Genomic DNA, 25833 nt, shown 5'->3' with positions numbered 1-25833 from the left:
GCTTGATATTTGCTTGATGACTTTAAGTCGTATGTTTTGAATCCATGATGTGGGGGATTAATTGTGGAGCGACATTCTTTACTGTGACGGCATTGGGCGGGTTTGCCGCGAGAATACCATTAAGAGCGCTGCTGATTTGTTCCCGCATCGGCTATATGTCCGTGGAAAAAATCACACGGATACTTTTCCGCATAGTTGTCGGACATTAACAGCAAGGATAGCGGATGCGAAGAATCTTTTTTCTCAAGTCGCTTGTTCTGGCGGGACTGGGAATCGCGGGAGCCATGCTTGGCCTGAAAGCGCGGCCAGGTTCAAACGGCGGATCCCCGTTTTGCGGAGAGGGGATTTCCATGGCCCCTTCTGATGCGCTGAAAAAGAAAAAATGGATACTTGAAAAGCGGCTTGGCATGAAATCCATGCCGGGGAGCGATTATTAAGATGGCGGACAAGTTTCAATTAAGCCGCAGGACGTTTTTAAAACTGGCCCCCGCCGCGATGGCCGCGGGGGCCGGATGCTATCCCGCGCCGAAAAGCAGCCTGCAGCGCAGGGGGCTGGCGGCAAGAGTCGGGGATCCGCTTATAGCTTATCCATTCACCGAAAATGTGATACACAGGCCTGAAGACGGACAGAAAATAGACGGCGTCGTGAAATCGGGATGCTCGTTCTGCCCTTCGAGTTGCAGGCATCATGTGCATATCAAGGAGGGCAGGGTCTATAACGTTTACGGCGAGCCGGACGATCCTGTTCAAAGAGGCAGGCTTTGCGCCAAGGGGCAGTCCATACCACAGCTTATCTACAACAAACACCGTCTACTTAAACCGATGAAGCGCGTGGGGGACAAACCCACGTCCAATTTCGAGCCTATCTCCTGGGAGCAGGCGTACACGGAAATATGCTCGAAACTTTTGGAGATAAAGGGAAAACACGGCGCCAAGGCGGTGGCCGCAAAGGCCACCGGCAGGCAGACAAGGGACACACCGGCCCTGCAATGGCGGTTTATGGAGCTTTTCGGAAGCCCGAACACCACGCATGAAGGCATCGTTTGCAACGATGGCGGAGGGGTTGCCCTCAAGATGACTTTCGGGAACACCGGCCAGACCAACGGTTACGGACCCGATCCGATAACCGGCACGGAAGATCTGGGTGATTCCAAATTCGTGCTATGGCTCGGTTCCAACCACGCGGAGACCCATCCGGTGCTCCACGGGTATATGCAGCTGCGAAGGCAGGCGGTGGGGGCGCAATGGGCTGTGGTGGACCCGCGCATGACGTTCACAGGCGCCGGGGCAAACCTTTGGATACCGATAAAGTGTGGAACGGACATGGCCTTTGTTTACGGGATGATCCACCATGTCATCGAACGCGGCCTTTATGACAGGAATTTCGTTTCCGGGTGGGTCCTTGGATTTTCCGAGCTTCAAAGCCATGTGCTGGGCAAGGGCTACAGCCCGAAATGGGCGGAAAGGATCACGGGCGTGCCGGAGGCCACGATAAGGGAAGTGGCCGAAAGGTACGCCACAACCAAGCCGGCGGCGATAATCACCAACGCCGGAATCGCCCACCAGGTAAACGCGGTGGACACTTACCGTGTTATCGCTTTTCTGGCCGCGATAACCGGCAATATCGGAATTCCCGGCGGCGGGGCCAATTTTCTTCACAACAGCCCGGTGGGCCTCACCCTCCCTCCCATAAAGGGGGCCGAACCTATCACGGAACCCGGGCTTCCGCCCCATCCGGACTATTTTGTGGAATCGGTCCTTACAGGCAAGCCTTACCAGATACACGGCATAATATACGCCGGAAACATGATGACGCAGAACGCCAGCAACAAGCGGACACAGGAGGCGCTCAAAAAACTCGACCTGTTCGTCTCTCTCAATCTTTTCCCGCAGGAGGACTGCTATTTCGCCGACTACATCCTTCCCACCACCACATTTTACGAGGTGGAGGCGGTGGGCATGCGCCGGTGCGACCGCGGGATACGCTGGAACAGCAAGGTTGTCGAACCTGTCGGTGAAAGCCGCATAGACTCGCGGATATGGATAGAGATGGGGCAGAAAATGGCGGAACTGGACAAAAAGCATCCTCCCGCCTATTGGAAGGAAAACTTAAAAGCCGAATGGCTGGACACCCGCTCTTTGTGGAACACGGTCAATCCGGCCAACGACAAGACTTCCGCCGGAATGACCGCCGACCGGATGGAAAAGATGTCCACGCCGCTGCGGTGGCCCTGCCCGACAGCTTCCCATCCCGGCACTTCCGTCATGTACCTGGACAAACCTGAATGGCGCGGCATATTCGGCGGAAAGCGGTTTCTCACGCCGTCGGGCAAGGTGGAAATATACACCAAGGAGCTTCAGGGGCGCCTTGAGCCGACCGGGCATTCGGCGATCCCCGTTTTCTACACATCCCCGGAGAATCTGGACGGCCTGCCGACGTTGCAGTACCTGGACGAGTTTATTTTGAGCCCCACCGTGGCCAACACCGCCGGGGGCAACCTTGTGCATAAAGTGAAAATCGGTGTGGCGCCGGGGAAGGAACTGGAGGAATTGAGGAAAAAATTCCCGTTCCAGTTCACCACCGGCCGCCCGAACGCCCTGCACTTCCACAGCATCACGCACTGGGCGTGGGGGCTTGTGCAGCAATCCGGCGACAGGTACATCCAGATACATCCGGACGTGGCCAAGCAGATGAACGTCCAAAGCGGCGACTACATAAAGCTGGAGACGCCCCGGGGATTCATCGAGGGGCCCGCCGTGGTGTGGGACGGCATTCAGCCGAATACTGTTTTCGTTCCCATGGGTTTTGGCCTCAAGCAGGTTGTGAGAACGGCCATGGACCGTCGCGTCTGGGACTCGGTGAACAACCTCACGGAAACGTATTACGACACCCTTTCAGGCCAGGTGTGCTACAAGACGCAGCTTTGCGCCATCAGTTCCCATCCCGGCCTGCAGATATACAAGGTCGGGCACCCGGCCGAGGAACTTGGCGGCGGAAGCGGCGCTGGTGGAAAGTAGGAGCGGACCATGGCGGTAAAACAGCAAATGGCCTTTCTTGTGGACACGGAAAGGTGCATGTACTGCCGCAGCTGCGTGATCGCATGCAAGCTTGAGAACCATGTGCGGGCGGAATATCAGCGCAACGAAGTGGTGTTGATGGGGCCGGACCAGAGCAAGGACCCGGCCCTGTTCCCGGTGTACATGAACTGCCAGCATTGCGAAAAGCCAGCCTGCATCGCCGCCTGCCCGGTGGAGGGGAAGGCGATAGAAAAACGGGAGTCCGACGGGCGCGTTCTTATCATCCCGGACAAGTGCGACGGGGACCGGTTCTGCGAATTCGCGTGTCCATACGGGGCGATCCGGCTTTCGCCGCAGAAGAACAAATACGGCTATCTGGTGGTGGACAAATGCACGTTCTGCGTCCACAAGGTGGACAGGCAGCCGGGCGCTCCCGGCGGCTCCAAGCCGGCCTGCATGATGAAATGCCCCACGCAGGCGCTGGATTTCGGCCCGCGCGAGGAGCTTTTAAAGAGGGTGGAGGCGGAAGGGCGGCAAATGATCGACATGGACACCCACGGCACCGGACCGAGCAACATATTCCTCAAACCCAGACCCAGGAGGAGCCAATGGAAAAAATAAAATTCGCGGGCCTGGCCGCGGTTTTCCTCGGCGGGGTATTGTGGTACGGGCTGTTTATCAGGAATTCGGACAACTATTTCCGCGCCCTGATGGTTCCCGACAAGGTGGACGAGGTCACTGCCAGCGGCTCGCCGGTTTTCGGCCAGAGGGTTCCCGCCTCCGTGCTAAAGCCGCCGGCCGGCTCGGCATGGGATGACGACTGGTTTGACTTGGAAGCGCCATTCCTCATCATCACGCAACGCAGGGCCACAATGTCCGACGTCAAGACGGTGTTTTATTATAAACCTGATCCCTGCCTTAAATGCCATCAGGAGGAAGGGCCGGGGACTTTCTTTTACGGCATGGAAGACTTCTTGAAATATGTTCCGCTGAAAACACCGGACGGCTTGCTGCTGTTAAGCAACACGGAAAAGAAAGACACGCCCACGGTCAAGTATATCTACAAGGACAGGCACCTGAAAAAGGTCCCGTTCGACATCGGAGCGCCGCTGGAACTTTATATGCACAGGGGATTATGAAATCCGGGGACGGGATGAGGGCAGGCAGCGCCGCCGCTATGGCGATTGGCGCCGGAGCCATAGTTGCGCTGGCGGGGCTGGCGTTGATGTTTCCGGAAACTGCGTGGGCGCAGAAGGTGCCGCCGGTGCCGGAGCACATGCCTTCCATTGATTTTCCCCTTATGGGCAACAGGGCTATCATATGGATCGCCGCCCAGATGCATATTCTTTTCGCCTCGTTCATACTTGGCGTGCCTTTTTTCGTGCTCGTCTCCGAGGCGTTGTATTTGTGGAGCGCTGACTACAGGTACGAGCGTCTGGCAAAGGAAGTGATCAAGGTCACCGCGTTCTGCTACTCGCTCACGGCGCTTCTGGGCGGGTCTTTCGCGTTGCTTCTTTTCGGGCTTTATCCGAAAATCACATACTACCTTTTCTACAAGTTCGACCTGATATGGCTTGTCATATATCCCGCGTCGTTCATAGCCGAGACCATCCTGATGTACATGTACTATTACAGCTGGGGCCCGCTGTCGGGAACTAAAACAAAGAAACTGGCCCACATCGGAATCGGTTTCCTGCTCAACTGCGTGGGGGTGTTCACCCTCTTTATCCTCAACGCTCCGTCCAGCTATATGAACACGCCGCCCAGGGGAATAGACAACCCCACCCTGTGGGACAACATCCACAACTTCACATGGATGCCCCTGAACTTCCACCGGCTCATCGGCAACATCACTTTCGGCGGATACATGGTGTGCATCATATCCGCATACATGTACTTCATGTCCAGGAACGTGGAGGACAAGAAATACTATGACTGGCAGGGGTACATCGGAAACCTTATCGGGCTTGGCGCCATGATCCCGCTGCCGATAATGGGCTATATCTACGCCTACGAGTTTTACATGTACGACGCCAGCCTGGGCATGTACATGATGTCCGACAGGCTTTCGATGTATTTCGAGGCGCAGGCGGTGCTTGTCGGGTTTCTTTTTGTGGCCTCCAACCTGTACATGTGGCTGTCCATGAAGCGCATCACCGGGGCGGAAAGGTTTGAGGGGTGGATGAAGGTCAACTATGTCCTCATCTTCTTTGGGGCCATGATCTGGTTCCTTCCGCGCCACTATTTCGCGACAATGGTTCCGGAGCCGGGGATGAGGGTCATTGGGACGGAACTGCCGTCGCATCTGGGCTATCTGGCGCTCATGAAGGCCAAGAACCTTGCGGCGGTGATCATCTGCCTTTGCACGTTCGCCAACTTCTTCCTGTACAACCGGTCGGTCAAGACAGGCCAGGTGGCCTGGGGCAAGGTGGATCCCCTGGCGCAATACATCCTTATTTTCCTTGGGTTTTCGGACATATGGCTGATGAACCTCATGGGCGCCGTAAGGGAGCTTGTGCGCAAGTCCAACCACGTTTACCTGCAGGTCAAAGACACCACGCTGGAGTCCTACACGCCCACGCTGCAATATTCCGGAGCCATGACCACACTGATCACGCTCGGCTTTTTCACGGTGTTCAGTTTCATTATCTGGTTCAGCCTGCGGGTGAACGTGGAGGCGAAAAAGCATGACTGAAGGAAGACCGCATGCCGGGAGGCGATTTTAATGGGTTTCACCGTGAACGCCGAGTCCAGGAATAAATTCAAACAAAAGGCCATCGGACTTTTGGCCGCCAATGTCCTGGTCTGGGCCCTGACTTTCACCATATACAAAATGCCGTCGAGCTTCGGCGTGATGTTCTCCGCTTTCACGCTGCCGTATCTCGTCTATTTCGCCCTGTCCGACTTTGGCGCGGCGCGGTCCGCCACCGGGGGGACGTCCGTGCCGAGGGTCATTGGATATTACTTCGTGCTGTCCGGCGCCGCCATGATTGTGACATTGTGGGGCGCCGCCAGCCTGCTAAAGTTCCCGCCCATATTCATCGCCACCATGATAGTCTTCGCCCTGCTTGGGTTGTTCCTTTTCATTTTCCTTGAATTCAAGCCGGACATGGCCGAGCCCACCGGGCTTAAAAGCTTGAACAACATGCTCATCCTCTACGCCGGCACGTCGGCGCTGTATCTTTTCACGTCCACGGTCCTGCCGCAATATGAGCCGGAGAACGAGATAGCCAAGCTCAAGCAGGCCACCCTTTCCCTGGCCGGCGCAGACAAAGAGACGGTCATCAAGGCCGGCGCCCAGGTGTTCAAGGACTTCGAGTGCTTTAACTGCCACAACAACGCCCCGGGGGGCGAGGTGAAACGCGGGCCGAACCTGTCTGAAATAGACATGGGCAAGCCGGAGAAGATCACGGAGTCCATAGTGGACCCGTACAAGGAAGTGCTAAAGCCTTTCGCGGACAACCCAAAGGTCGCACGCTCCATGCCCGACTACTATGGCAAGCAGCTTTCAAAGGATGAGCTGGTGGCGATGGTCACTTATCTTGAGAACCTGAAAAGCGCGTTGCATGTCTCCACGGAGAATATGCCCGAAGGATGGTGGACAAACGCCGCGATAGTGGCGGAGGGACAGAAGCTGTACGAAGGGGTGGTCAATCCGGACGTGGCCTGCCATGTCTGCCACGGCAAGGATGGAAAGCCGCTTTTCGAGGGAGCGCCGGACTTCACCAAATCGCCGGACATGGAGAACCTCACAGAGGCCCGGTGGTTCCAGATTATCAAGTATGGGTACGCAAAGGACAATCCGATGTCCGCCTGGGGCGAGATGCTGTCGGATGAGCAGATTTGGAAAGTTGCCGCCTACGAGTGGTCCTTCTACTCAAAAGGAAAGCTTGGGAAGGCCGATCCTGTTGAGCGGCCAAAGCCTGAGGGAACGGCGGCAATCCAGGCAAAAGAAAAATATTGGGATTGAAGAGGGGGGGAGACGGTCTCCTGTCCCGCATTTTGACAAATGCATGGATTTAAAGATCATGAAAATGGCGTTTTTTGCTTTCGCCCTTGCCGCTGTTTTAAGCTCCGCCGCAATAAGCGAGACGGATTCATTCGACAACGTCCCGGCCGGCGCCCCGCCTGCCGGTTGGACGGCGGGGGCAACCGGCTCGATCTCAACGAAATGGTCGGTCAAAGAAGACCCCACGGCGCCAAGCCGCCAAAATGTCCTGAATCAGTCAGGCTCCGCCGTGTTTGCATGGTGTGTCAAGAAAGATGTCCATATCGAAGATGGCCATGTTGAAGTGAAGGTAAAGCCCATCGCCGGCAGGGAGGACCAGGCCGGGGGCGTGATTTTCCGCTGGAAAAACAGCGGCAACTATTATGTGGCCAGGGTCAACGCTCTTGAACAGAACCTGGGGCTGTTCTATATGGAGGATGGCTTGCGCCATTTGATCAAGTACGCCCACGCCACGGTGGAGAAAGGCAAATGGGCCGTTTTGGGCGCGAGTTTTTCCGGCAAGACGATCACCGTCACCTTGGACGGCAAGGAGTATCTGCGGGTTGAAGATGAAAGCATAAAAGGGCCCGGAGCCGTGGGGGTATGGACAAAAGCGGACAGCGCCACCTCGTTTGACGATTTTACATATGACGCCATTGCGCCACAGGGTAAATAATCAAGCTCCGTCACGATAGTTTCCACATATGTCTGCCATGGGGCGGCGAGCATGAGTGCCATTAAAAACCGTTCATGTCTGTTTCCAGTGTTTATCACTTTCATGTCGCTGACATGCGCAGCGGCGCAGAATTCGTACGCTTTCCCGCCGTATAATTCCACTGACGCCGGCACCGCGGATACATGGGCTATTGAATGGAGGCTCGGTTCGTCTCATTCGTCTGACAATGACGGAGAAAACCACGCCAACAGCCTCCTGGCCCGGTTTAACGTTGGGCTTCCATCGCATCTGGAAATTATCTCGGAATTCAAATACGGCGGCGCCCCTGTAAAGCTAGATGAAATGGGCATGGGCCTGAAATGGGTCCCTTTGCATGGCGCTGTCAATATGGGTGTTGAAGTATTGATTGCGCCGCCTCTCGAAGGTGAGAACCGCGCGGGAGTGGAGGCCGTGTACCTGGCGTCGGTCTATTGGGGGTCATGGGCGATGCATATGAACGCTGGCGGATTCTCCGATGAAAGGCCGGCGAGGCCTGAACGTGGCTGGAAAGCAGGCTATATCATCGAAAATGATTTCGGTGTATTGAGGCCGGGAGCCGAGATTTTCGGTAAAGGCGCGGAATCCGGTGAGAGTCAGGCATACGCCGGATTTGGAGTGATAATTCCAATCGAAGCCTTTGATATGCGATGCGGCTTCGATTGGGGCCTTAACGCCGCCTCCAGCGCCTTTATTGCGAACATCTGGGTGACAGGAAAACGCGCGCCGGCCGCTGATTAAAAGTGCGTTGCCGGCCTGCGGACCGGAGAATCGCCCTTCAGCTCCGGATTTCCGTCTAAACGGTCTCCTCCCCCACGCCCCGCAAATTCTTGCTGTAAATGGGGTATGCGAACTTGAACAGCATTGTGTATATCAACGCGCCCGCCGCCCAAATGCCCATCGTCACGCCGATTTCCACCCACGAAGGTGAATAGTCGTATATCTCACCTAGAGTGTCCGGCACGAACCCGGGGATGATCAGTCCAAACCCCTTCTCTATGTAAACGCCGATAAATGTCATGACACATGCGGCGTTGACGTATTTTATATTCTGCGAGGTCTTGGGGTATAGAAACAAAAACAGGCTTGCGCTGTTGAACAGAAGCGCGGTCCACATCCAGAAAACCAGGCCGTTGTGGCCGTGAAGCCCGAAATAAAGATACTTGAGCGAGTACAGGTGGATGCTGTCGGAATAGACCTCCTTGAACACCTCGCACCCCAGCAGGAAAATGTTGATGGCCATGGTGAAGGCGATAAGCTCCGACAGCTTGAAGATGGCCTTGTTGTCTATGGGCACCTTCGCCAGTTTGCGCATGGCCTGAAGGACAATGATCATCAGCGCCGGGCCGGAGCAGAACGCCGAAGCCAGAAACCTGGGGGCCAGAATGGAGGCGTTCCAGAAGGGGCGCGCGCCAAGGCCGTTGTACAGGAACGCGGTGACGGTGTGGATGCTCACCGCCCATGGGATGGACAGCAGCACAAGGGGCATGATCTTGTCATAGTCCGCCCCCTCGTACAACTTGTACATGATATAGAAGAAAACAGTGGCGTTTATTATAAGGTAACCGTTGAGCGCCAGCACGTCCCATGTCAGCATTGACCGGGGGAAGTTTGGCGAACCGAATAACGGCAGCATGTGCCAAACCCGCTCCGGATGCCCCAAATCCACCGTGACGAACATGATGCACATGCAAATGGCCGTTATGGCCATCATTTCTCCAAGGAACACGATCTCCTTGATGGGCTTGAAATGATAAATGTACGCGGGAAGCACCAGCAGCACCGCCGCCGCCGCCACGCCGACAAGGAATGTGAAGTTTGAGATGTAAAAGCCCCATGAGACCTGGTCCCTGATCGAGGTGACGATAAAGCCGTTGCTCATCTGCACGGCGTACGATATCACCCCCAGCAGGATGACAGCCGAAAGACCCGCCACCCAGCCATAATACAGATTGCTCCCTTTCTTGACCTCCGAAAGGGCCAACATGAAATTCTTTACTTTGTGTTTCAACCTGCGCTCCTTCCAATCATGGCCCGGCTATTCCCGGTCACAGGAAATAGAAAAATTTGGGTACCGTGTTCAAATCCTCTTTGAGCCTGAACACGCGTTTCTTGTCTATCAAGTACCGTATCTCGCTTTCCGGATCGAGCATGTTCCCGAACTTCCTGGCGCCCGTGGGGCAAATCTCCGAACATGCCGGATACCTCCCCTGCCGCGTCCGCTGGACGCAGAACGTGCATTTTTCCACGACCCCCCGGGGCCGGGGCCTGTTGCCAAGGTAATGGGTGGCGGGATTGGCCTCTTCCGGCGGCAGGCCGGGATCGGTGAGGTTAAAGTGCCTCGCCCCATACGGACAGGCCGCCATGCAATATCGGCATCCGATGCACCAGTTGTAGTCAACAACGATGATCCCGTCCTTTTCCTTCCATGTAGCCTGCACGGGACACACCTTGGTGCATGGCGGATTCTCGCACTGCTGGCAGGCTATAGGCACATAGAAGTAGCCCTCCTCCGGCACTTTTTCGGGATTATAGTACTTGGTGGAGTTTTCCAGGTCCATCCACTTGTCTCCCTTCTTGAAGCGGAGCACGGATATCCAGTGAATCTGCGGATCGCGCGACTGGTTGTTCTCCTCCACGCAAGCGTAAACGCAGCGCCTGCACCCGATGCATCGGGACAAGTCCAGCCCATAGCCGAACAGCACGTTTTCCATCGGCTTTTCGGCGTTGACTGAGAACTTTTTGCCATACTTGGCGCCATATTCCTCCTCCATCCTTTTCAGGACGGTCTCAAGCTCACCCGGGCTCATCTCCCGGAAATGGCTCTGGAAAAACTTCTGGAATCCGGACGAGCCGCAGGCCGGCAAAGCCATCGCGCCAAGCCCCGCGGCGGCCGCCTTGAGAAATTTCCTGCGTTCGACGCCGCCGCCAGTTTTCATATTGTCCTTTTCTATCGTCATTTTCACACCCCTATTTCGGCTGGCCGGTATTGGCGGACCAGGTTTTGGCCTTGGTCGTCCTCATTTCGGAAGGAGCCACCGGCGCCGGTTTGGGCGCTATTTTCCTGAATTTCGGATTGTGCGGATTGTGGCACTTTATGCACACCCACATCTGCTTTTCGCCATTCCATTGTCCAAGCCGTTTGCCGTGGACCCCGGCTTCCCATTCCCGGAACTTTTCCCCATGGCACTGGCCGCAATACTCGAAAGCCACCTGCCTGACCCTTTCTCCAGTCAGGGTTGTCATGGAGTCCTTTATATGCTTAAACCCAGTCCCCTCCTTCTTCGCATCGGCGAGGACTGCCGCTTCAGGTTTGCCTCCATGGCATTTCGTGCAAGATATGCCGCGTTTCGCGTGTTTGCTTTTATCCCAGTTCAGGATAAGCTTCTCATGTTCGGATTTCCCGTAGTGGCACTTGATGCAAAGGTTTGCGTTCTTGGCGAGCCGCAGGACTATGCCAAGATCGTCCACAAGCTCCCCATCCTGGTTGAGGAAAAGGTTGGGGTAATCCGGTGACGGAATCAGCTTTTCCTCCGGAAGCGCCTCTCCCTCCAAGGCAGCCTCTTCCTCCACACCGACAATCACGCCGACAATCTCCGCCAGCGCCGGGGAATGCCAATAAACAAGCAAAGCCATGGACAATACGGCCAAAAACCTGAACGAAAATCTTAAATTCGCAACCAATTCAAACTTCTCCATTTCATGAATACGCCGGGTTTGTGCAAAATGCAGGCCACTTGCGCTTGTAAATCCAATGTCGTTTATTCAAAAGTTTCCCGATATTGATTGACGCCATTTAATTAATGGATATTGGCTGTTTGGAGTTTATCAGATTTCATTTCCATCTGGATGTGAAAGCGCCAGCAGGGAGTCCTTGTGTTCCATATTGACTCACTGCTCCTCTTTGCCGTTTTTTGAACAGCGCAATTTAACAACCCTTATCGTATGGTTGGCCAGGAAAGGTACGGATTTGGCTTATCAGTATAGCTTGATAATTGGGGGAGGTGATTTTGGCAAAGTTGCTGCTTTTCGCTTCAATCAGGGAGCGTGCGGGCGTGGATTCATTATCGGTCCCGCTGGACGAATCGGTGAAGCTTGACCTTTTTCTGCAAAAGGCCGCGCAGAATGCGGCTTTGCTCCCATCGCTATTAAAGTCTCCAAGCTTGCTTTACGCCATCAACGGTGAAATGTCCGGGCTTGATTCTCAGGTGTGTGATTCGGACGAGGTGGCGGTGCTCCCTCCCCTTTCGGGTGGCGTGTGATGGCTGTCATTCAGCGCGAGGAGTTCGACGTCAACCATCAGGTGCGCGAACTTATGCGCAAGGACGCCAGGGCCGGGGCTGTCGCGGTATTCGTTGGGACCGTCAAATCCCCTTCTAAAGGAATGGAAATAACCAAGCTGGAGTTTGAATGCTACCCCTCCATGGCCGTCAAGAAGCTCGATGAGCTCGAGCGCGAGGCGAAATCAAAATTCGGAGTGTTGTGCTGCCATATAATCCACAGGATCGGGGAAATCCAGTCAGGCGAGCCTATTGTGTTTGTCGGGGCGTCATGTGTAAGCAGGGCGTCCGCCTTTGACGCGTGCGAATGGTTGATAGACGAATTGAAAAAACGCGCTCCCATCTGGAAAAAAGAGTTCTCAGCCGACGGCAGCCATTGGGTCGAGGATCATCCATAAAGCTCACTTGATGAACTGGCGGCGATGTTCCCAAAAGGAACAGGCCCTGTCTTCTTTGTAACACACGAGCGTGTAAAACGATGGCCGGAGCCTGTGTCGCCACATTGATTTTGCCAATAACCTTTTGATAATCGCGCTTCTATTTGAATACCAGACTGTTTGAGGCGGCGATATTCCTTCATGGCGCCATCATTGCTTATTAAGGCTGTTGTTTTTCCGTCCTTTGTCCAAAGGGTATCAGTGAAGCGGGGGTGTGCCTGACTTTGTTCTCTAAACACAGAGCGATGGCGGCCTTAAGCTTTTTGAGGAGCAGGGGTTACGAGGATTATGTCAACATTATGAGGCGAATTAAATGATGAAAACGAAAAAGGGCTTATTCAGGATTGCTTATCCCGTTTTGTTTGCGGCCGCATTGCTGCTTGTGAGCGGAGGCCAGGCGTTTGCGGCCCCTGAACTTACATATCACGGCCAGTTCAGGATCAACTATTACACCGATTCGAGAAGTGAAACGGAAACATTCGGCGACGAGAACGCCGCCGCCGCCAGGCTTCGCTTCCGTCCGACGTTCGATGTGAAAATCAACGAGGACGTTTCTACGCACATGCAGTTGAATATCGGCCACATCAAGGAAAACACCAGCAACGCCAGATATAACAACAGCGGAGATCCGGCGGTGGGCCTTCGCCACGCGGTCATACAGGCGAAACTTTCCGACAATGTGATCGGCGTGGCGGGACTGGTTCCGGTCTCCGACAAGTTCGGCGATACGCTGTTTTCAGGCGATTGGGACTTCAATCCGTTGACCGTGGCCTTTGTTGGCGACATAAGCGGCATAGGGTATCGCATCGGGGTGGCCAAATTGATTGAAAACTCCGAGAACGATATGACCACCGACAGCGCAAAGGTGAAGGACGACTTGGACGCCTATGTGTTCGACGTTGACGCCGGCGGGCTTGGAGCCTCTGTGTATTACCTGGACATCCAGAAGGGTGTTGGCGACGGGTCTCTGGCCATTTACGGTCTGCGCTACGCAACCGACCTTGGCGGCGTGAAACTCAACGCTTTTGTCATGGGCTCAAGCTTGAGCCTTTCCGGTGGCGACAACAAGGCCAACGGTGTCGCGGCAAAGGTGGAGGCAAAGGTTCCCGTTAGCGGAATGACCCTTGGCGTCATGGGCCTGTACGCTTCCGGCGACAAGGATTACGGCACGGCTGGAAAGACCACTGGTTCGTTTATCACCCCGATGTCTCTTATCGGGCACCATGGCTACTGGGGATACACCGGCAAGCTGAACATCCAGGGGCCGACGGACACCGGCATTGACGATCCGGTCAATATTGACGGTGGTTCCTACGGCAACGCAAACCTTGGCATGGGGCTTACCACCGTGCAGGCCAACCTGGACATTCCCGTCAGCGACAAGCTGGGGGTATATCTGGCCGCCGGCTGGTTCCAGAGCAACGACGCCAAGGCGAACGCTTCAAAGGATATCGGGATGGACGTTTACGCCCAGGGCAAGTACAAGCTGGGCGAAGCGCTCAATCTTGAGTTCGGAGTTGATTACGCCGCTTTGGGCGCCGGGTCCCACATGACCGTCGCCGCGGACAAGTCGCGTAACATCACGACTGTGTTCTCCAGATTGCAGTTGGAGTACTGACCTGACGGACTGATACCCTCACTAAGTGCCAGGGGAGGCGTTAATACCTCCCCTGGCGATTAAACTCTTTTGATGCGGCTTTGAATGAATATTTTTCTTTCATGTAAAGCGCCCGCTGCCGTGGATAACCGCAAGACCTCCTCGATTTGGAACGGCGGCGGGACATTTAATTGTCCATTTTCTTGCAAACGCCTGATGGGGGACAGAATCTGACATGGCGGTCAAAAAGGTGGTGATAGTGGAAGCCGCCGGCAAGGGCAAGCTTTCCCAGTCCGCGTACAGCCTTTGCTGCGCTCTTGCCGAGTATGGTTGCGACGTCACCCTCATCACCGCCAAGGATTATGAGCTGGACAATCTCCCCGCAAAATTTGAAATCGTAAAGCTTTTCTCGGACAAAAACTCGATCCGGATTTATTTCGACTTTCTTTCCGCCGCCGCGTTGATAAGGAAGATAAAACCGGACATCGTGCATTTCAAATGGTTTCCATCGGCGGCAATCGGCTTTGCCTTCCTCAAATTGCTCAGGCGGGCGGCCACGGCCAAGCTCGTATATACCCCCGGCAACATCCTGCCGCACAGGAACAGGTTCGCACACGTCAAATGGTGGGCGGGAATATATAATGAGATGGACGCCATAATCGCCCATTCAGACTATTGCAAGGACGTCCTTGCGGATATATTCGAAATTGATTCCGCCCGGATACAGGTTGTGCCTGATTATGTATGTTTCGACACCCTTGCCAACCTTGTGAGCCGCGAGGAGGCCCGCTTGGCGCTTGGCATGGGCCACTCGGAGAAAATCGCGCTGTTCATCGGCTACCTGAACAAGGGAAAAAGCATCGAAAACCTGGTCAGCGCTTTCGCCATGGCCAAATGCCAGGTGCCAGAGGCGAAGCTTGTGATCGCGGGGCAACCGGTGGAGGGTTGCGCGGACCCGTTGGAACTGGCCACGCGTGGCAATCTGGACAAGGATGTCCACTTCGACTTGCGGTATGTGCCTTTCCTGGAATTGTTGCGTTATCTGGCGGCCTGCGACGCTGTGGTGTTGCCGTACTCCAAAATCTCGCAAAGCCCGGTCCACCGGCTGGCAGCCGCTTTTGGCAAGCCGGTGGTGTCGCTTGAAATGGCGAAAACTTCGCCTGATTATTTATCCGAAAACACCGCCGTTGAAAATCCAGCCTCGCGGCTGGCCCTCGCCATGACCGAAGCGCTTTCGGGCCGGGGCGGCGCGCCTTACGGCAAGAGCGATCAACCCCCCCCGCTTTCCTGGGATCAGGTGGCCGCATACACTTGCAGAGCTTATTCCATCGCCTGCGGCCATGCGTAGATGTCCATGAGCGGCCAACTTGTTGACGGTTCTGGCAGGAGCGTCGAGTACCTCCGGCTGTCGGTGACTGACAGGTGCAACCTGTCATGCGCATACTGCCGCCCCGTTACGGACGTCCGCAAACCCAATCCTTGCGACATGCTTTCCCTGAAGGACATGCTCCGCCTGGTCCGCGTTTTCGCCAGGCTTGGAATCCGCAAGATACGTGTGACGGGAGGCGAGCCGCTGACGCGAAAAGGAATAATCAACTTTATAGAGCAGGTTGCGCGGACCGAAGGAATAGAACGGGTCGCCCTCACCACAAATGGAATATTGATGCGTTCGATGTCCGCAAGCCTGGTTTCCGCGGGTGTCAAAAACGTGAACATAAGCCTGGACACGATGAGCAGGGACAAATACGCCCGGCTGACAGGCCGTCAGGGATTGGGTGATGTCATGCGCGGAATAAAGGCCGCGTTGCGCGCCGGATTTGAATCCGTAAAAATCAACATGGTCGCGATACGCGGGGTCAACAGCGATGAAGTCATGAAATTCGCGCGCTTATCAACGGGGATAAACGCTCAAATACGGTTCATAGAGCTGATGCCCGCGTCCGGTGATTACTGGAACGAGGACAAGTTCATCCCGGCGAGCGAAATAAAGCGGAACATCACCCCGCTTGGGCCTCTTTTACGTGTTGAATCCCGCCCTTGGAGCGGCCCAGCGGAAGTTTACAGGCTTGAGGGGGCAAAAGGGGAACTTGGCTTTATCTCGGCGATGAGCCGCCATTTTTGCGGCGCCTGCAACAGGATGCGCCTTACTTCGGGCGGAAAGCTTTTAACATGCCTTTTCGGCGGAACCGCCCTGGACATCGGGCAGATGATACGTTCCGGAGCGGATGATGAAGATATTGCGTCCGCCGTCCTGCCGGCTTTGCTCGAAAAAAACAGCTCTCATGGCGGAGCCAACGGCGACAGCGCATTAAAGCCCCGCATGATCGGGGTTGGAGGATAAATGCGCTTAAACCATTCAAGTCTTGCTAAAAATCAACATGGAAGGATATCGCAATGATGGGTTTGGGGATGCCTGAGATGATGGTTATTCTGCTTTTGGTCCTGCTTGTATTCGGGGCCAAACGGCTGCCGGAAATCGGCGGCGGGCTTGGCAAAGGCATAAAAAATTTCAGGGAACAGCTAAGTTCAAAATCCATGGACGCAGAGCGGGAAAAGCTTCCTGAGGCAAAGGATAACGCTTAATTAACTTCGTTTTCGGGAACGGCTCCAACTCCAGCCGGGCAAACCGCGGAAAATTCTTCGCCCTATTGGCCGATCCAGGAAAGCTTTTGCATCCATTTCCCCCGCTCTTGCGAATCCAGGAATCGAAATTCAACGTGAAGGTTTTCCGGCGGACGCCCTCGCCGGGGAACCAATCCTGACGCTTAAGCGATACCCAGTCTGAAATGGCTTTTAATCCCATATTATTGCCTTTCAACCCCTTTGCGCGTTTTCATTTTGGCGCCGCAAATCTTACCCGGAGGGGCGGTTGATGTAGCGGCCCTGATTTTCCAACATATTCTTTCGGGCGCTTTTTTCCAATTTTACGGTCCGTCCGATCCATGGAGCCATTGCCGTCTGAAGCTTAAGTCCCGGTCAATCAGGACAATGCGCGGCGAAGAACATGGCGTCGGCGAATTTAGAATAAATGTTATAATGCATCTCCAACTTTTGAGAGAAAGCATATTGTCTTTACTTAATTATTACACCGCGTGCGGGATATCCCCGGTGCATTACCTTGCGTCCAGCGTGCAGGAGCATCTGGAGCGCAGACAGTCACTCTACGACATGCTCGGTTTGCCCGGACTTATGTTCCGCGGCGCAAAAGTCCTGGAAATAGCTGCCGGATCAGGCCAGAACAGCTTGTATGTTTCAATGCAGCTTCCTTCAAAGTACGTCATCATCGAGCCTAACCCGGCAGCCTTGAAGCAGATTGAAGGGACATACGCCGATTTTAATTTCCCGCATACCCGGCCTGAAGTGCTGCCTGTGACGCTGGAGGAATACGGCTCCGGCGGGAAATTCGACGTGGTGATCTGCGAGAACTGGCTGGGGGCTTCCGATCATGAGCGTTCCCTTGCCGGGACAATAGCGGACCTCGTGGCCCCGGGCGGCGCAATGGTCCTCACGGCCCTGTCCATCGCAGGATGGCTGCCAAACCTTATCCGCTACGGGCTTGTCCAGAAGATGTCCGCCGGAAAGCCGGACGATTATCAAACACGGGTGGCGATGGCGCTGGAAGCGTTCTCCCCCCACCTGCGGACGATAGCCGGGATGACCAGGCGCCATGAGGACTGGGTGAAGGACAATATGGTGAATCCGACCTATTTGGTCCAGGGGCTCACCCTGGAAATGATCCTCCAGGAAGCGGCGCCAAAAGGCTTTACGGTCTTTGGGTCCAGCCCTGGTTTTATCACGGAGTGGCGCTGGTTCAAGCAGCTCACCGGCGAAGGAAAGAAAAAGAACGAGAATGCCCTGGAATGCTATGAGCGGTTGACGCACAATTTTCTGGACTATCGGAGGACATTTCCAGAAAGGGACGCCGGGCTCAACGCTCAATTAAGCGGACTTGCCGCCGCGTTGCTTTCCGCTTTGGCCGGAATTGACGCAATGGGCCGGGCTGAGGTTCCATCGGCCAAATATGACGAGATCATAATTCTATTACGGCGGATAAAGGACAATGTCAATACCGTCTCCGGAGAAATGGGCGCGGCCATTGACGAGGCGATCCGGGCGCTGGACTCCCCCGAGGTCACCCCTTCCGCCTTGTCAGAGATGGAGAATTTCAAGCACTGGTTTGGCAGGGAGACCTTGTATTTCTCGCTGATCCGGTCCAATGCCGTCCCTGATTCCCCTCATGAAGGATGACTTTGACCAGGCCTTTCATGTCAGCGCCGGATCCGGCGGCGATGGAATGGCGGATTAATATATGAGCGATCTGTCTTATCTTGTGGCCGGCGCCGGCGGGCTTATCGGATCCAGCCTGTTCGAAGCCCTGAAAAAGTCCGGGGCACAGGTGGCCGGGACCACCCGGCGCAAAGAGCGGACCGGGACGGGCCTCCGTTTTCTCGACCTTGCCGATGGTAATAATATTGATATTGGATCCGGGCGGTGTTCCGTCGCTTTCCTTTGCGCCGGAATCACCAGCCTGGCGGCGTGCGAGGCCGATCCGGGGCGGACCCGCCTGGTGAACGTCACCAATACCCTTTTGCTGGCCCGCAAGCTTCTCGGCTCCGGGGCAAAGGTCGTGTTTTTGTCCAGCAACGCGGTCTTCGACGGCGGCACGCCTCATCCGGACGAGAATTGCGCCCGTTGCCCGGTCGTCGAATACGGGCGGCAGAAGGCCGAGGTGGAAGAAGGGCTGTTGTCCATGGGCGGAGGTGATAATATTATCATTGTGAGAATAACCAAAACATTGTCGGCGCGCTCTGGAATGGCCTCTGAATTCTTGAAACATCTTCAAGCGGGGAATCCGTGCATGGCTTTCACCGACCTGCTGATGTCCCCCATCTCCCTCGGGCACGTGACTGGTTCTTTGCTGGCGATCGCCTCCAGCGGATTGTCCGGAATCTTCCATGTTTCCGGCTCGGAGGAACTGTCATACGCGGATTTCGCCGGCAGGCTGGCGGCGAGTATAGGGGCCGATCCATCCCTGGTGCGGCAATGCTCGTCTTCGGACGCCGGGGTAAAGGTGCTTTTCAGCCCAAGGTATCCCGCGCTTGGGATGGAACGGACGAGCGGAGCGCTTGGAATCCCGCCGGAGCCTCTGGAAGAGATGCTGGCCAACCTTTCCGGTGAAAATTAATATGGGCGGACAGACACAAAACAGCGGCGGCCCGATCTGCCAGATATGCGGCGCGCAAAGGCTGCGCGCGGTGGAAGGCTTCGATTCGCTTCCCCGCATCACGTCGGACTGCCGGGGCTATCCGGCCGGCGGCCGGCTTTTTGTGTGCATGGCCTGCGGAGGCGTCCAGAAGCTTCCCGACGGCGAATGGCTGCGGGAGATCAGGGAGATTTACTCCGGGTATAAGGTGTATTATCAGTCCGGCGGCGAAGAGCAGATTGTTTTCGACCGCGCCTCCGGCGTCCCGAGGCGGCGCAGCGAAGTGATAATCGGGCGGCTTGCCGCCGCCTGCGGATTTGGCGGGAAAGGAACCGCTCTCGACGTGGGCTGCGGAAACGGGGCGACAATCCGGGCCATGAGCGCCGCGCTTGAGGGATGGTCCTTGAGCGGGCATGAACTGGAGGGGGCGCCGCTCCAGTTGCCGGACGTTCCCGGTTTCGCAAAATTGTACACAGGCCCCCTTGCCGCCATAAACACTTCATTTGATCTGGTGACCATGATCCACTCCCTGGAGCATTTCCCCTCGCCCATGGACGCGCTTGCCGCGCTCCGCCCCATTGTCGGGGCCGGGCGGCTGTTCATAGAGGTGTGCAACATCGATGAGAATCCGTTCGATATCCTTATCGCGGACCATTTGATCCACCTGAGTCCGGTTTCCATAAGAATTCTGCTGGAGCGCGCGGGATACACCAATGTCTCCGTCGCGGCGGATTGGGCGCCAAAAGAGATATCGGCGCTGGCTATGGCAGGGGATGCCCTTCGGCCCGGAGCAGACTCCTCCGTAATCACGGAAGACGGGCTGGGAGAAACTGTCAATCGCCGGATGTCCGGCTACACAGCATGGCTGAAAACCATGGTGGACACAGCAACGGGCCTTGCAGGCGATAAAGCCCCCTTCGGGATTTTCGGCACGTCCATCGCGTCCACCTGGCTTGCAAGCCAGATGGAAGGGAAGATAGAGTTTTTCGTCGACGAGGATGAGAGCCGCGCCGGCAGGGAGCATATGGGAAGGCCTATTGTCCTGCCCGGCGGAATACCAGACGGCGGGAATGTCTTTGTGGCGCTGGCTCCTTCAATCGCCGGGTCCATAGCCGCCCGCCTTTCAGGACTGCCATGCAGGTTCATAACCCCGCCTCCGTTGCAAATCGGCTGGCGCCGGCCTTGACGAAGGGGAGCCTGGTTGAAAAACTATAAAGCGGCGCTGGCCGCGGTCTGCCTCGCGATATTCATCGCTTCGTTCTGGATTGTGACCCAGGGGCAATGGAAGCTGTTCGCCCCCGTGGCGTTCCAGCCGCGCTATGAGGCGCAGGCGAAGAGTCTTTTGGAGGGGCGCCTGGACGTCCCGGACGAAGCCGCCCGTCCGGAAGCTTTCTATGATAAAGGCAATGCTTATTTATACTGGGGATTGGCGCCAGCCTTGTTAAGGGTCCCGGTAATCGCTTTGTTCCCGGAATACGGGTTCAACCAGTCCAGGGTCATATTTCTGCTGGCCAGCGCCGCCGCATTGTTGATGGCGGTTTGTATACTCAGGACGACCCATGTGATCCTGTTCGGCCGCCAGTTCGATACCGGGAAAAATGCCTTCATTTTCTCAGTGTATATCCTTGTTCTGAGTCTGGGATCCACCAACATTTTCCTCCTGTCATTTCCGGAGATACATAACGAGGCCGTTTTGCTTGGCTCAACCTTCACTTTAATTGCCTTGTTCTTTTTGCTTAAGCTCAAGACCAGGCCATCATCTCCAGGCAGGTATGTCTTTCTTGCGTTCGTGGCGGCGCTTTTCGCCGCTCACACGCGTTTCGCCGTCTCGCTGGGAATCTTCGCCGCCTTTTTCGCCATCCCGCTTTTTGGACTGTTGAGCGGACTTTTCCAGAGGAAAAAGGGCCCTCCCGCGGACGCGCAGGCAAGTTTCTTCACCAGAGACATGCCTGCCGGCCTGGACATCAAAAGGATTTTCGCCGTGGAACGTTCAGCCGCGGCATTGCGGCCGCTGGCGCTGTTGCTTTGCGCGCTGGCGTTGCCGGCGTCGTTCATGTTTGTCAACTATCTGAAATGGGAATCGGTCAGCGGTCAGCCGGTGGACAAGGCCTCCGCGGAGATGCTCAGGGCGGCCCATAACGACAAGAATTTCCAGTCCATCACTATCTACAACGTGCGAAGCAACGTTTATAACTATTTCGCGCCGGACAAAATCGGGTTCTCGCGGGAGTATCCATGGATACTCCCGGCCCGGAACGTCACGCCGTTTCCAGAGAACAGATGGTCCGCGTCCCACAGGCCGTTTATCAGCATGACCGCCAGCGCCCCGTTGCTGTTGCTCCTGGCAATTGCGGGATTGGCTGGAATTTATCACCGGCTAAGGTCGTTCATCAATTACAGCTACCTGATCATACTTTCGGCGTTTTGCGGCGCGGCCCCTGTTTTGGGCTTTGGCTCCCTGGACTTCAGGTATTTGCATGACATGTACCCGTTCATTGTCCTAAGCTCCGCCGCCGGGGTGTCGGTCCTTGCCAACGTGAATTTCAGCAAAGCATGGAGGCTTTCCGTTTTTTCGGTTATCGCGCTCCTGGCCGTTTATGAGGTGGCGGTGAATGTCCTTTATTCATACCAGTATTCGCGGGAAAACCACCCGGTCAATTCCATAAGATACATTTATAATTTCCAGAACGTTGAGGTTCCGCCTGTTGTGAAGGCGGCGGACATCAATATCCTGGACAAGGAAAGGACGTCAAGGAAGGACGGAAAGATATTTTACGAAGGCGTGTCTAGGGACTGGAATGATTGCGCGGACATTCTGGAGATTAAAATCGGTGATATCGGCCGCAAGTCGGTATTATTGATTGAAGGATTTCTGTGGAAGGGGACTTTCATGGGCGAGTTTGCAGGGGGCGAAAATGTTTTTAACGGCAGGGTGGACGCCGGAATCAGCGGTCCTTTCAAGGGAATGTACGAATTCGATCCCGGCCATTACGACAGCAAATTTGTGGTTTACAGCTGCTATCAGCGTCCATTGTTGAGCGATTTTCAAATTGACAGGGCGGTCTGGTTTGCACGATGATGCATTGTTGCAAAGCAGGACAATAGCGGCGCCGGGCGAACGGCGGAGGAACGCTGTATGATTATGGAAACGGGCATGTCCGGAAGAAATTCCGTTTGCGAGATCACTATATCTAAAGCGGCGCTTGAAGACCACGAAGTGGGAAGGCTGATAGACCCGTCGGCCGGTTCCCGTCTGGATCTGACGGCGTTTGTGTCGTGCTATAACGAATCTGAATATATCGCGCATACGCTCGACGCCATAACCAGCGCCCTGGGCCAGGTTGGCATTACGTATGAAATAATCGTGATAGACGACAATTCAAGCGACGATTCGGCCGGCATTGTCAGGGAGTATATAGACAGCCACCCTGACAAAAAGATGATACTCAAGCGGAACCTTGTGAACAAGGGGCTCGCCCAGAACTATATCGACGCCGCCTTCCTTGGCAAGGGCAAATACTACAGGCTGTTCTGCGGGGACAATCCGGAGCCGATCGAAAGCATAATCAGCATCTGCAGCCTTATCGGCAAGGCCGACACAATTATCCCCAACCATGCAAGCGTTCCCGGCAAGGGCGCCTTCCGCAAGCGCCTGTCGCGGCTGTACACGCAGCTTGTGAACATGGTGAGCGGGCACTACATCACCTATTACAACGGGCTGGCCATACATTTGCGCCACAATGTCATGCGCTGGCATCCGAACACGCGCGGCTTCGGCTTTCAGGCGGACATCCTGTGCATGCTCCTGGATTCCGGGGCCAGCTACATCGAGGTCTCGGTGCCGGCGATCAACCGCGCGCCGTCCCGCTCGCTGACGATGAAGAATTTCCTGTCCGTGGGACACACGCTACTGGACATAATGATCCGCCGGATCGCCAACCGTGTTTACAGGCGCAACGCATAGACAACGTTTCGCGCCACTCCCCTCCCCTGCGCAGCGAGACGCAAAAGACGCCGCAGGACCGCTTAAATATCTTTAAATTACCACCCAAGCTGGATTTAGTCCGCGGCGCCTTGGAATGATGGTATGCGTGGATTTTCTTCTGCCAATGGTCTATCGGGGGCGAGGAAAGAGAACACGATCATGGACAATTGGCGCCATAAGCCGCGCTTGCCGAAACACCGGAAAAAACGGCGAGATCGAAAAGTCCATGTCATTTCGTCTGCTGGTAGAGCAAAATATGCGCCGGCAGAGATGTCGCGGAAGGCAAATTGTCAGGGACCTTGATTTCTTTCACGCTGCCATGATTGGCGTCGTATATCATCTTAAGCTTGTTACAGAAACTTTTGGCGACATTTTCGCTTTTCCCACGCTCTGTGGACCATTGCTCCACCAGTGAATCGGTAACAGGCGTGTATGTTCCCTCCGCCGCCTTCCACGTCAACAGATAAAACTGCCCGTTGCTCCATCGAACGTCAAAATAGCTTTTGAGCGTTTCCGGAGAAAACAATGGAGCATAGGCGGCGCATTCGTAAATTTGCGCTCCGGTATCCAAAAGAAAATAGTTGATCCCCAATTCCTTGAATGCCGCTTTGGCCGTTTTAGCGTCTTCAAATGCAAGCAAGTGCCATTTATTCCCGTACGCGTAGGATATTGGATTCAGCAAACCGCGTCCGATGAGATATCCAGGGCCGATGGCGCCGTTAATACTCATGTAGGCGATCAGCGGATCCATCCCTATCTCCCGCCTTATCTCAATGATGGGCTTGGCGTCCTTCCACCCGTCTGCGGCAACCGCTTCCCACATGTTTGTCCGCCCGGACATAAAGCCTATGCGGTTATTTATTGTATGTCCCTGCTTCACAGACATGACGCAGGCGTAACCAGCGAGAACAACGACGAAAACGCCTGACAGCGCCTTCCCCAAATTGAGCGCGCCATAATGATAAGCGGCAACACCGGCAAGCACCAGGAAAAATCCCGCGAAACCACTGGCCCGTATGACCGACTGGGCCTGATTCACAACCAGCAAGGAGGCCAAAACAAGGAACAAAATGGCCGCAGCCGGCCAAACGGCGAATGTCAGATGAGTTCGAGATTTTATGCCGCGAACCAGCCCTGCAAGAATTAGACAGCCGGCAACAGCGTATAAATACGGATTGGGAAAAAGAATGAGAAGCCGCTCCGCGCGAACCGTAAGGTACAGAACAAGCCCGTAGAATTTTGAATCCATATTGGGGACATCGGCGATTAGATATTTCCCAAGATCCGGCCCGGCGGCTTCTGACAGATAATAAAGCATATACGGGCTGACCAATTGGCCGAATGTTTCCCATCCGATATGTTTAGGGAACCACAACCGAAATGGCGTCATAAGGTACTGTCCGGTTAACCAGTGATTTAACACCAGGTTCACGGCAACAATCACCACTCCAGCGGTGATCCAACCACCCAGAGCCAAGGCCGCCAGGCGATTTCGGCTGGCTATGAACCAGAGGAAATAAATTCCCATAAATCCTAGCGCGTACACGGACGCCTCCGCCGATAAAATAGCGAGCGACATCATGCCCAGAACACCAGAAATAATAGTGGCGGCGCTCAATCTCATGGCTCCGGCCCCAAGCCACAACGTCATCCACACAAGGCAGATGATGGTGGGCCCGATAGTTTCGTGATGCTTTGTGGGAAACACTGTTGTCGCCGCAGCCATGGCGGACAAATAACAGATCGAGGCCAACATTCCCCAGGAAACGCTGCCCGAAAAACGCTTCGTAAGCGAGAACATTATCAGAGACGCCATTGTCGTGAAAGCAAAAGAAATCAGGCCTGGCGCCATCTTGTCTGTCAATAACATGCCCAGATATGTGATGCCTGCTCCACGGGAATAATAATATTGATACCACCAGGAATTCGGCTTTATTCCGTGGTTAAATATCACCTCATCATAGAATGGGCCGTAGTGAGTTATATAATCTCCATCCCCATCATAAAGGCTGAATTTAACAAACAACACGAAGACACAGAAACCCCACGCGCCTCCTAGCGCAAGCAGCTGTGTTTTCCCGCCAAAACGGCTAGTGGCATATAAATCCGCGGCCCTCTTGAACCCTTCTCTTGCCATTTCCAACAGGGAATTAAATGACAACAGCAGTATTGGCGATAATATGAGGACAACGGCTGGCCGGTAGTAAAGATTGGCGTATCCCAAAAGCAGCATAACGATCCTGAAGATCGCCGCGCCAGTGAAAAAACCTATGATGATTCTCTCGATAAATCCTGAAACAATGCGCTCCCCGCCACTTTCCATCAATCGGAGAAACGCCGCCCCAGTCCAATAAATAGCCCAAAGCAGGTAACATACAAGGATTAACCGTAAAATAGTGTGAGGGATGCCCAACATGCCCGAACTGGCAACATCGGTACTCCATAAATCATGCTGCGAGAACCATATGTTTATATCACTAGTGTCCCAACGTTAGTCGAACAAAAACAGCTGATTGTCTGAAACCGGCTGAAATCCGTTTATGACAGTTTCCGCAAGCAGTTGATCCAACGGGGTTTTCTCGAACATTGTGAGGCTCAGAATCTGTAGAATTT

The 25833-nt window shown here is 54.9% G+C and carries 23 protein-coding genes; 19 read left to right on the top strand and 4 right to left on the bottom strand.

The genetic code is table 11. The features are described from left to right. Positions 1 to 224: 224 nt before the first annotated feature. The 8 genes from HZB29_04475 (at position 225) to HZB29_04440 (ending at position 8459) form a co-directional block, all read left to right on the top strand. Positions 225 to 437, top strand: a complete 213-nt coding sequence (locus HZB29_04475; GenBank protein ID MBI5814848.1) for a hypothetical protein — start codon at positions 225 to 227, stop codon at positions 435 to 437. A gap of 1 nt (position 438) precedes the next feature. Beyond that, entirely contained in the window at positions 439 to 3018 is a 2580-nt protein-coding gene (locus HZB29_04470) for a molybdopterin-dependent oxidoreductase (GenBank protein ID MBI5814847.1), read from the top strand. A 9-nt stretch (positions 3019 to 3027) separates the two neighbouring features. Then, on the top strand, positions 3028 to 3639 hold the full coding sequence (locus tag HZB29_04465) for a 4Fe-4S dicluster domain-containing protein (GenBank protein ID MBI5814846.1): 612 nt from the start codon (positions 3028 to 3030) through the stop codon (positions 3637 to 3639). Further along, on the top strand, positions 3627 to 4157 hold the full coding sequence (locus tag HZB29_04460) for a hypothetical protein (protein ID MBI5814845.1): 531 nt from the start codon (positions 3627 to 3629) through the stop codon (positions 4155 to 4157). The genes HZB29_04465 and HZB29_04460 overlap by 13 nt, the downstream gene beginning before the upstream one ends. A gap of 14 nt (positions 4158 to 4171) precedes the next feature. After that, complete coding sequence (locus HZB29_04455) at positions 4172 to 5713, top strand: cytochrome ubiquinol oxidase subunit I (GenBank protein ID MBI5814844.1); 1542 nt, start codon at positions 4172 to 4174, stop codon at positions 5711 to 5713. Positions 5714 to 5743: 30 nt separating this feature from the next. Continuing rightward, positions 5744 to 6988, top strand: coding sequence for a c-type cytochrome (locus HZB29_04450; protein ID MBI5814843.1), 1245 nt, complete (start codon positions 5744 to 5746; stop codon positions 6986 to 6988). A gap of 112 nt (positions 6989 to 7100) precedes the next feature. After that, positions 7101 to 7682, top strand: a complete 582-nt coding sequence (locus tag HZB29_04445) for a hypothetical protein (GenBank protein MBI5814842.1) — start codon at positions 7101 to 7103, stop codon at positions 7680 to 7682. Positions 7683 to 7733: 51 nt separating this feature from the next. Further along, the gene (locus tag HZB29_04440) at positions 7734 to 8459 is read left to right on the top strand and encodes a hypothetical protein (GenBank protein ID MBI5814841.1); all 726 of its coding nucleotides are present in this window, start codon (positions 7734 to 7736) and stop codon (positions 8457 to 8459) included. A gap of 55 nt (positions 8460 to 8514) precedes the next feature. Here HZB29_04440 and nrfD read toward each other — a convergent pair whose 3' ends face one another. From nrfD to HZB29_04425, 3 genes are all read right to left on the bottom strand, one after another. Next, positions 8515 to 9705: a polysulfide reductase NrfD gene (gene nrfD, locus HZB29_04435; protein ID MBI5814840.1), complete on the bottom strand. Its 1191-nt coding sequence runs from the start codon at positions 9703 to 9705 to the stop codon at positions 8515 to 8517. A gap of 61 nt (positions 9706 to 9766) precedes the next feature. Then, positions 9767 to 10678 (bottom strand): 4Fe-4S dicluster domain-containing protein, encoded by a 912-nt coding sequence (locus tag HZB29_04430; protein ID MBI5814839.1) that lies wholly within the window; start codon positions 10676 to 10678, stop codon positions 9767 to 9769. A 10-nt stretch (positions 10679 to 10688) separates the two neighbouring features. Further along, entirely contained in the window at positions 10689 to 11354 is a 666-nt protein-coding gene (locus HZB29_04425) for a cytochrome c3 family protein (protein ID MBI5814838.1), read from the bottom strand. 374 nt (positions 11355 to 11728) lie between these two features. Here HZB29_04425 and HZB29_04420 point away from each other — a divergent pair, with 374 nt between their 5' ends. From HZB29_04420 to HZB29_04370, 11 genes are all read left to right on the top strand, one after another. Beyond that, a complete protein-coding gene (locus tag HZB29_04420; protein ID MBI5814837.1) occupies positions 11729 to 11980 on the top strand; it encodes a MoaD/ThiS family protein in 252 nt (83 codons plus the stop codon). Next, positions 11980 to 12396: a molybdenum cofactor biosynthesis protein MoaE gene (locus HZB29_04415; GenBank protein MBI5814836.1), complete on the top strand. Its 417-nt coding sequence runs from the start codon at positions 11980 to 11982 to the stop codon at positions 12394 to 12396. The genes HZB29_04420 and HZB29_04415 overlap by 1 nt, the downstream gene beginning before the upstream one ends. A gap of 352 nt (positions 12397 to 12748) precedes the next feature. Further along, positions 12749 to 14053, top strand: a complete 1305-nt coding sequence (locus HZB29_04410) for a hypothetical protein (protein ID MBI5814835.1) — start codon at positions 12749 to 12751, stop codon at positions 14051 to 14053. Positions 14054 to 14267: 214 nt separating this feature from the next. Beyond that, positions 14268 to 15380: a glycosyltransferase family 4 protein gene (locus HZB29_04405; protein MBI5814834.1), complete on the top strand. Its 1113-nt coding sequence runs from the start codon at positions 14268 to 14270 to the stop codon at positions 15378 to 15380. 6 nt (positions 15381 to 15386) lie between these two features. After that, complete coding sequence (moaA, locus tag HZB29_04400) at positions 15387 to 16373, top strand: GTP 3',8-cyclase MoaA (protein MBI5814833.1); 987 nt, start codon at positions 15387 to 15389, stop codon at positions 16371 to 16373. A gap of 53 nt (positions 16374 to 16426) precedes the next feature. Next, a complete protein-coding gene (tatA, locus tag HZB29_04395) occupies positions 16427 to 16615 on the top strand; it encodes a twin-arginine translocase TatA/TatE family subunit (protein ID MBI5814832.1) in 189 nt (62 codons plus the stop codon). Between the two features lie 483 nt (positions 16616 to 17098). Next, positions 17099 to 18280 carry a class I SAM-dependent methyltransferase gene (locus tag HZB29_04390; GenBank protein ID MBI5814831.1) on the top strand — a complete coding sequence of 394 codons (1182 nt, stop codon included), beginning with the start codon at positions 17099 to 17101 and terminating at the stop codon, positions 18278 to 18280. 61 nt (positions 18281 to 18341) lie between these two features. Continuing rightward, on the top strand, positions 18342 to 19217 hold the full coding sequence (locus tag HZB29_04385; GenBank protein ID MBI5814830.1) for a sugar nucleotide-binding protein: 876 nt from the start codon (positions 18342 to 18344) through the stop codon (positions 19215 to 19217). Position 19218: 1 nt separating this feature from the next. Then, on the top strand, positions 19219 to 20421 hold the full coding sequence (locus HZB29_04380; GenBank protein ID MBI5814829.1) for a class I SAM-dependent methyltransferase: 1203 nt from the start codon (positions 19219 to 19221) through the stop codon (positions 20419 to 20421). Positions 20422 to 20436: 15 nt separating this feature from the next. Next, positions 20437 to 22314: a hypothetical protein gene (locus HZB29_04375; GenBank protein MBI5814828.1), complete on the top strand. Its 1878-nt coding sequence runs from the start codon at positions 20437 to 20439 to the stop codon at positions 22312 to 22314. Between the two features lie 57 nt (positions 22315 to 22371). After that, entirely contained in the window at positions 22372 to 23199 is an 828-nt protein-coding gene (locus HZB29_04370; protein ID MBI5814827.1) for a glycosyltransferase, read from the top strand. 250 nt (positions 23200 to 23449) lie between these two features. Here HZB29_04370 and HZB29_04365 read toward each other — a convergent pair whose 3' ends face one another. Next, entirely contained in the window at positions 23450 to 25546 is a 2097-nt protein-coding gene (locus HZB29_04365; GenBank protein MBI5814826.1) for a hypothetical protein, read from the bottom strand. Between the last annotated feature and the right edge of the window lie 287 nt (positions 25547 to 25833).

The organism is Nitrospinota bacterium, from assembly GCA_016235255.1.
Classification (GTDB): Bacteria; Nitrospinota_A; UBA7883; order UBA7883; family JACRLM01; genus JACRLM01.
This window is presented reverse-complemented; position numbering and strand designations above follow the sequence as displayed.

Coding starts and splice junctions, on each gene's coding strand:
- HZB29_04475 (MBI5814848.1), top strand. CDS start 225: ATGCGAAGAATCTTTTTTCTCAAGTCGCTTGTTCTGGCGGGACTGGGA.
- HZB29_04470 (MBI5814847.1), top strand. CDS start 439: ATGGCGGACAAGTTTCAATTAAGCCGCAGGACGTTTTTAAAACTGGCC.
- HZB29_04465 (MBI5814846.1), top strand. CDS start 3,028: ATGGCGGTAAAACAGCAAATGGCCTTTCTTGTGGACACGGAAAGGTGC.
- HZB29_04460 (MBI5814845.1), top strand. CDS start 3,627: ATGGAAAAAATAAAATTCGCGGGCCTGGCCGCGGTTTTCCTCGGCGGG.
- HZB29_04455 (MBI5814844.1), top strand. CDS start 4,172: ATGAGGGCAGGCAGCGCCGCCGCTATGGCGATTGGCGCCGGAGCCATA.
- HZB29_04450 (MBI5814843.1), top strand. CDS start 5,744: ATGGGTTTCACCGTGAACGCCGAGTCCAGGAATAAATTCAAACAAAAG.
- HZB29_04440 (MBI5814841.1), top strand. CDS start 7,734: ATGAGTGCCATTAAAAACCGTTCATGTCTGTTTCCAGTGTTTATCACT.
- nrfD (MBI5814840.1), bottom strand. CDS start 9,705: ATGTTGGCCCTTTCGGAGGTCAAGAAAGGGAGCAATCTGTATTATGGC.
- HZB29_04430 (MBI5814839.1), bottom strand. CDS start 10,678: ATGACGATAGAAAAGGACAATATGAAAACTGGCGGCGGCGTCGAACGC.
- HZB29_04425 (MBI5814838.1), bottom strand. CDS start 11,354: ATGGCTTTGCTTGTTTATTGGCATTCCCCGGCGCTGGCGGAGATTGTC.
- HZB29_04415 (MBI5814836.1), top strand. CDS start 11,980: ATGGCTGTCATTCAGCGCGAGGAGTTCGACGTCAACCATCAGGTGCGC.
- HZB29_04410 (MBI5814835.1), top strand. CDS start 12,749: ATGATGAAAACGAAAAAGGGCTTATTCAGGATTGCTTATCCCGTTTTG.
- HZB29_04405 (MBI5814834.1), top strand. CDS start 14,268: ATGGCGGTCAAAAAGGTGGTGATAGTGGAAGCCGCCGGCAAGGGCAAG.
- moaA (MBI5814833.1), top strand. CDS start 15,387: ATGAGCGGCCAACTTGTTGACGGTTCTGGCAGGAGCGTCGAGTACCTC.
- tatA (MBI5814832.1), top strand. CDS start 16,427: ATGATGGGTTTGGGGATGCCTGAGATGATGGTTATTCTGCTTTTGGTC.
- HZB29_04385 (MBI5814830.1), top strand. CDS start 18,342: ATGAGCGATCTGTCTTATCTTGTGGCCGGCGCCGGCGGGCTTATCGGA.
- HZB29_04380 (MBI5814829.1), top strand. CDS start 19,219: ATGGGCGGACAGACACAAAACAGCGGCGGCCCGATCTGCCAGATATGC.
- HZB29_04370 (MBI5814827.1), top strand. CDS start 22,372: ATGATTATGGAAACGGGCATGTCCGGAAGAAATTCCGTTTGCGAGATC.